This is a genomic window from Frigoribacterium sp. MCBA15_019 (genome assembly GCF_001864945.1).
Lineage (GTDB): Bacteria > Actinomycetota > Actinomycetes > Actinomycetales > Microbacteriaceae > Frigoribacterium.
Genome location: NZ_MJGS01000012.1, coordinates 320,012 through 326,335 on the forward strand (window position 1 = coordinate 320,012; position 6,324 = coordinate 326,335).

General features: G+C 73.6%; 5 protein-coding genes and 1 pseudogene. All 6 read left to right on the forward strand.

What is annotated here, in order from left to right:
* Positions 1-97 precede the first annotated feature (97 nt).
* Positions 98-2,596 (forward strand): right-handed parallel beta-helix repeat-containing protein, encoded by a 2,499-nt coding sequence (locus BIV04_RS10785; RefSeq protein WP_071256253.1) that lies wholly within the window; start codon positions 98-100, stop codon positions 2,594-2,596.
* 88 nt (positions 2,597-2,684) lie between these two features.
* The gene (gene tsaB, locus BIV04_RS10790) at positions 2,685-3,359 is read left to right on the forward strand and encodes a tRNA (adenosine(37)-N6)-threonylcarbamoyltransferase complex dimerization subunit type 1 TsaB (RefSeq protein ID WP_071256254.1); all 675 of its coding nucleotides are present in this window, start codon (positions 2,685-2,687) and stop codon (positions 3,357-3,359) included.
* Complete coding sequence (gene rimI / locus BIV04_RS10795; protein ID WP_071256255.1) at positions 3,356-3,895, forward strand: ribosomal protein S18-alanine N-acetyltransferase; 540 nt, start codon at positions 3,356-3,358, stop codon at positions 3,893-3,895. Before tsaB ends, rimI begins: the two co-directional genes overlap by 4 nt.
* Positions 3,892-4,989, forward strand: coding sequence for a tRNA (adenosine(37)-N6)-threonylcarbamoyltransferase complex transferase subunit TsaD (tsaD, locus tag BIV04_RS10800; RefSeq protein ID WP_071256257.1), 1,098 nt, complete (start codon positions 3,892-3,894; stop codon positions 4,987-4,989). Before rimI ends, tsaD begins: the two co-directional genes overlap by 4 nt.
* Positions 4,990-5,108: 119 nt before the next feature.
* Positions 5,109-5,513, forward strand: a complete 405-nt coding sequence (locus tag BIV04_RS10805) for a DUF4190 domain-containing protein (RefSeq protein ID WP_071256260.1) — start codon at positions 5,109-5,111, stop codon at positions 5,511-5,513.
* 176 nt (positions 5,514-5,689) lie between these two features.
* A pseudogene (locus BIV04_RS17170) lies at positions 5,690-6,324 on the forward strand (hypothetical protein); the annotation flags it as partial.

Below are 6,324 nucleotides of genomic sequence, written 5' to 3' on the forward strand. Positions count from 1 at the left end.
GTCCGATCCGCCTCCTCCGATCCGACTTCCGCAAGCCCCCGTCCTGGGGGTGTCGCGACGCGATCATCAGTACTCCACCACGACGAAAGGAGCGCCGATGTCCAGCGCCACCACGCCCCGGCTCGACCCGCCCACCCGCTCACGCGCCGTCGCCGGCGCCCTGGTGACCGCGGTCGCCTGTCTCGCGGCCGTCCTCGTGCCCGCGACCAGCGCCTCCTCGGCTCCGACGACCGTCGCCTCCGACGCCGCCGGCCGCACCATCAGCGGGGGTTGGGGTCCGGCCGACGCCGGTGGGACGTGGACGACATGGTCGAGCCCGACCGCGGCCTTCTCCGTGGCCCGGGGCGTCTCGACCATCTCCGGCCTCGCGCCGGGCGCCTCGGCCACCGCGACCCTCAAGTCGGTGTCCGTGCAGGACGTCGAGGTCCGCGAGCACATCGCCCTGCCCAAGACGGTGGCCTCCCTCTACCAGGGCTGGGAGCTGCGGCGGCAGGCCGACGGGTCCGCCTATCGCGGCCGCCTCGAGCTGGCGGCCTCGGGCAAGGCCGTGCTCGTGGTGACCAAGGTCTGGAAGGGGAAGGAGACCGCGCTCGGTCGCGCGGACCTGCCCTCGACCGTGACGACCGGGTCCACCGTGGCCGTCGCCTTCCGGGCGGTGGGCACGACCACCGTGTCCGTCCAGGGCAAGGCCTGGGTCCGCGGATCGGCCGAGCCCGCGTGGCAGGTGTCGGTGAGCGACTCGGCCGCCGACCGGGTGGCGGCTCCCGGCGCCGTCGGCATCTGGCAGTACGCGAGCACCGGCAACAAGGCCCCCGTCGAGACCAGCTTCGACGACCTCGTCGTCACGAGCTCGCCCCAGACGGCCGTCCCGGCCCCCGAGCCCGTCCCGGTGCCCGCACCGGTCCCGGCGCCCACGACGCCGGCCCCGGTCCCGGCCCCCACCACTCCGGCGCCCACGACGCCGGCCCCGGTCCCCGCCGTCTCGCAGGGCTCGCTCCCGGTCGGTGGCGCGTCCTACGCGGTCCCGGCGGGCGCGGTCGTCGTCTCGCCGAGCGGCAACGACTCGGCGGCGGGCACGCAGGCGGCCCCGCTCCGCACCCTCGCGGCCGCGATCGCGAAGGCTCCCTCGGGGGGGACGGTCGTACTGCGAGCCGGCTCCTACAACGAGGGCGTCGTCGTCCCGTTCCAGAAGAAGCTGACGATCCAGTCCTTCCCCCGGGAGGCCGTGTGGCTCGACGGTTCCGTGCCGGTCTCGACGTGGCAGCGGTCGGGCTCGGGCTGGAGCACGCCGTGGTCGTTCTTCCCGTCCGCCGACATCGGTGGCTCGGTCGACAACCCCCGCTTCGTCTCGCCCTCGTTCCCCTACGCGGCCCGACCCGACCAGGTCTTCCTCGACGGCGTCCAGCTGACCCAGGTGGCTCCCTCGCAGCTCGCTCCCGGAACCTTCGCGCCCGACCCCGCCGGCGGGCGGGTGCTGATCGGCAGCGACCCCGCCGGTCACGAACTCCGGATCAGCAACAAGCAGCAGGCGATCTGGGTGCAGTCGCCCGACTCGACGGTGCGTGGTCTCGGCATCCGCCGGTACGCGACCCCCAATGCGGACAAGGGCGCGATCCGCTTCGGCAACACCGGTGGCACCGCCGAGAACCTGGTCGTCCAGGACAACGCGATGATCGGCATCAACCTCGAGAACAACGGCGGACGTCTGCGTCACCTGACGGTCGAGCGCAGCGGCCTGCTCGGCGTCGGCACCAACGCCTCCTACGACCTCGAACTGACCGATTCGGTCGTGCGTCAGAACAACTGGCAGCGCTTCAAAGAGGCGCCCGTGTCGGGCGGCGTCAAGATCACCCGGTCCCGTGGCGTGACGGTCACCAACAACGACATCAGCCGCAACTACAGCTCGGGCCTGTGGCTCGACGAATCGGTGTACGACAGCAAGGTCACCGGCAACACGGTCGACGGCAACGAGTGGACGGGCATCCAGCTCGAGCTCTCGAGCAAGGCCGTCGTGGCGGACAACGTCATCACCGGTGGCAAGGCCGGGCTGCAGATCATGGACACCGACGACGTCCGGGTCTACAACAACTCGATCGGCGGCTTCAGCGAGTTCGGCATCAAGGTCACGCAGGACGAGCGCCGTCAGGCGACCGCCCCGACCGGCCAGGACCGCCGCCGCCCGATCCCCGACCCCACCATGACGTGGGTGACCGGCAAGATCACCATCGCCAACAACGCCTTCGGCAGCGGTGGTCGGTACCAGGTGTTCGTGCTCGACAGCAAGACGAACCGGTCGGCCGACTCGATGGGCATCACCGTCTCGGGAAACGCCTTCAACCAGCGCCGGACCGCGGCCCAGGCCACGCTGGTCGGCTGGGGCGGCGGCGACAACAAGACCGTCACCCGGTTCGACACCGCGGTCGCCCTGTCGGCCAAGAACTCGTCCTGGCGCAACGTCGAGACCCAGCAGGTGCTCGACCTCGGCGGCATGACGAGCCTGCTGACCTCGTCGCTCGGCATCGTGTCGGCCCTGCCGTCCGACATCGCCGCGCTCCTCGGCCAGCCCGGGACGGCGCGACGCATCGGCGCCTTCTGACCGACCCGACGGAGCCCGGCCCCGGCCGGGCTCCGTCACCCGTCAGGAGGCGCGGGTCGGCTTCCCGACACCGCCTACGATTGACCCCGTGATCCTGGCCATCGACACCTCAGCCGGTTCGTCCGTCGCCGTCGTCGACCGTGACGGCGGCGTCCTCGCCGAGCACACGGTCGCCGACACCCGGCGTCACGCCGAGGTGATCGGCCGCCTGATCGACGACGCCCTGCGCGAGGCCGGCGTCGCCCCGGCCGAGCTCTCGGCCGTGGTCGCCGGTCGCGGCCCCGGCCCCTTCACGGGCCTGCGCGTCGGCATCGCCGCCGCCCGCGCCTTCGCCTTCGGCGCCGGCGTGCCGTGCCTGTCGGTCGGCAGCCACGACGCCGTCGCGTTCGAGCGGCTCTCGGCGGTGGCCGGCCGCTCCGTCGGCACCGCCGGCGGGCCCGTCGACGCGCCGCTCGTCGTCGTCACCGACGCCCGCCGCCGCGAGGTGGCGTACAGCTCGTGGTCGGGGCTCGACGACGACGGCCTGCCCGTGCTCGTGGCCGGCCCCGCCCTCGTGAGGCCGGCCGACCTCGACGAGGCGACCGGCGCCTCCTCGTCCTGGCCGCGCACCGACCCCGACGCGACGACGGTCTCGGCGGCCGCCCTGGGCATGCTGGCCGAGCGGCTCTTCGAGCACGGTCGCGCGTTCGCCGACGCCGAGCCGTTGTACTTGCGCGAGCCCGACGTCACCCCGTCGGCCGGTCCCAAGCCGGTCACACGATGAGCGTCCTGCTGCGGACGGCCACCCTCGACGACCTCGACGGCATCATGGCCATCGAGACCTCGACCTTCGCGACCGACGCCTGGTCGCGGGCGAGCATGACGCACGAGCTCACCGCCCCCGGCGGTCGGTACCTGGTCGCCACGGCTGAGGAGGGCGACACCACCGTCATTGGTTACGCGGGCATGCTGGCACTGAAGGGGGCCCCCGAGGCCGACATCCAGACCATCGCCGTGCTCGCCGAGCACCAGGGTCAGGGGCTCGGTCGGGCGATGCTGACCCAGCTGCTCACCGAGGCCCGTCAGGGCGGGGTGCGCGAGGTGTTCCTCGAGGTGCGAGCCGACAACCCCGGGGCGCAGCACCTCTACGAGACGCTCGGCTTCGAGCAGATCGCCGTCCGCACGCGCTACTACATGCCCGACGGGGTCGACGCGGTCGTCATGCGACTGAGCGTCCCGCCGGCCGCCACCGAGACCACACCGGGCCCCGTCGAGCCGTTCGGCGACGCGCCCCTCGACGAACAGGACGTCCGCCCGTGACCGTCACCCGCGCCTCCTCGTCCGCCGTCGCCGAGCCGGTCGTCCGCGAGCCCCTCGTGCTCGGCATCGAGACCAGCTGCGACGAGACCGGCATCGGCATCGTGCGCGGCCGCACCCTGCTCGCGAACGTCATCTCGTCCTCGATGGACGAACACGCCCGCTACGGCGGCGTCGTGCCCGAGGTCGCCGCGCGCGCCCACCTCGAGGCACTCGAACCCGCCCTCGCCGCGGCGCTCGCCGAGGCCGGCGTCACGACGGCCGAACTCGACGCGATCGCCGTGACGAGCGGGCCCGGGCTCGCCGGGGCGCTCATGGTCGGAGTCGGCGCGGCCAAGGCCCTCGCCCTGGCGACGGGCAAGCCCCTCTACGCCGTGAACCACCTCGTCGGCCACGTCGGGGCCGACGTGCTGCGCGAGGACGGCAGCGAACTCGAGCTGCCGACCATCGCGCTGCTCGTCTCGGGCGGCCACACCTCGCTGCTGCACGTGCGCGACCTCGTCGACGACGTCGAACTGCTCGGCGAGACCATCGACGACGCCGCGGGCGAGGCCTTCGACAAGGTCGCCCGCCTGCTCGGCCTGCCCTACCCCGGCGGGCCGCAGATCGACCGCGTCGCCGAAGGCGGCGACCCCAGGGCCGTCCGCTTCCCGCGGGGGCTGACCCTGCCGAAAGACCTGGCGAAGCACCGGTACGACTTCTCGTTCTCGGGCCTCAAGACGGCCGTCGCCCGGTGGGTCGAACAGCGTCGCAGCGAAGGAGGCGCGGTGCCGGTCGCGGACGTCGCCGCCAGCTTCCGCGAGGCCGTCGCCGACGTCCTGCTCACCAAGGCGCTCGCGGCCTGCGCCGACCGGGGCGTGCCCCGCCTGCTGCTCGGCGGGGGAGTCGTCGCCAACGCCCGCGTGCGCGAGCTCGCGGCCGAACGGTGCGCGGCGGCCGGGGTCGAGCTGCGCGTGCCGCCCCTCTCGCTGTGCACCGACAACGGCGCCATGATCGCGGCGCTCGGCGCCGAACTCGTGTCGCGGGGCCGGGCACCGTCGCCGCTCGACTTCGGGGCCGACTCGACGTTGCCCGTGACGACGGTCCAGGCGGTCTGAACCCCGAGGCGATGCCTAGGAGGCCCGTCCTCGGCCGCAGGCCGACCGTCGCCGATAGCATGGGCGCTCGACCGACCGCGGCCGTCACCGGCCGAACCTCACCAGAAGGACGTCTCCCGATGACCGACCAGAACCCCTCCCCCCACGGCCAGCCCTCGTCGCAGAACCCGTACCAGGGCCAACAGCCGGCTTACCCGGGGCAGCCCTCCGGTGGTCAGCCGGCCTACCAGGGGCAGAACGGCGCTCGCCCCGGTCAGCGCAACACCCTCGCCCTCGTCTCGATGATCCTCGGCATCGCCGGCTTCCTGACCTCGATCACGGCCCTCGGTGCCATCGTCACCGGCCACATGGCGTTGAGCCAGATCAAGAAGCGGGGCGAAGAGGGCCGCGGGATGGCCCTGACGGGTCTCATCCTCGGCTACGTCGTCGTCGCTCTGACGATCATCGGCATCATCCTGCTCGTGGTCGTGTTCGGCGCCATCGCCAGCAACCCCGACCTCTACGACGGCAGCTACAACTCGTAGGTCGTCCTCGCGTCGTCGGGCGTCGCCTCCCAGGGGCCGCTCATCACGACCCTCGCTAGCATGACGGGGTCCGCACCGCGTGGTGCGGGCCCTTTCGTGTCCCGGGACGCGACCGTCACAGGCGTGACCGGCCGTTCCGGCGGCACGACCGACGCACCGCTCGCGAAAGGCAGCTGATGGCCACCGACGACACCACCCCCGAGAAGCCGTCCTCGGCGCCGACCGCGCCCTCGGCGCCGACGCCGCCCGCGGCACCCACCGCGCCTCCCACGCGCCCGTCCGAGGGGGGCGGTGCGGCCACCGCCTCGCCGCCGCTGCCGCCGACCGCCTTCCCGGGGGCCGCGTCCCAGCCGCCCGCCACGCAGCCGCCCGCGTCGTCCCCGTACGCCTCGCAGCCGCCCGCGTCGTCGCCGTACGGCGGGGCCGGGGTGCCTCCGACGGGGTCGGCGCCCTACGGCGCACCCCAGGGGGCTCCGGCGCCGCAGTCCCGCCCGGGGCAGGTCCCGCCGGGTGCGCCCCAGCCGCCCCGGCCGCCCTACGGCCAGCCGGGTGCGCAGCCGCCGGCAGGGTACGGGCAGCAGGGCTACGGTCAGCAGTCCGGGTACGGCCAGCAGTCGGCCTACGGCCAGCCGCCGCAGGGCCCGCAGTCGGGCTACGGCCAGCCGCAGGGCCAGCAGCCTGGCTACGGGCAGCAGTCGGGCTACGGCCAGCAGTCCCAGGGTCAGCAGCCCTCCGGTCAGTCCGGTGCGCCGTACGGTCAGCAGGCGTTCGCCCAGCAGGGCCAGCCGGGTGCGCAGTACGGCCAACAGGG

Coding starts and splice junctions, on each gene's coding strand:
- BIV04_RS10785 (WP_071256253.1), top strand. CDS start 98: ATGTCCAGCGCCACCACGCCCCGGCTCGACCCGCCCACCCGCTCACGC.
- rimI (WP_071256255.1), top strand. CDS start 3,356: ATGAGCGTCCTGCTGCGGACGGCCACCCTCGACGACCTCGACGGCATC.
- BIV04_RS10805 (WP_071256260.1), top strand. CDS start 5,109: ATGACCGACCAGAACCCCTCCCCCCACGGCCAGCCCTCGTCGCAGAAC.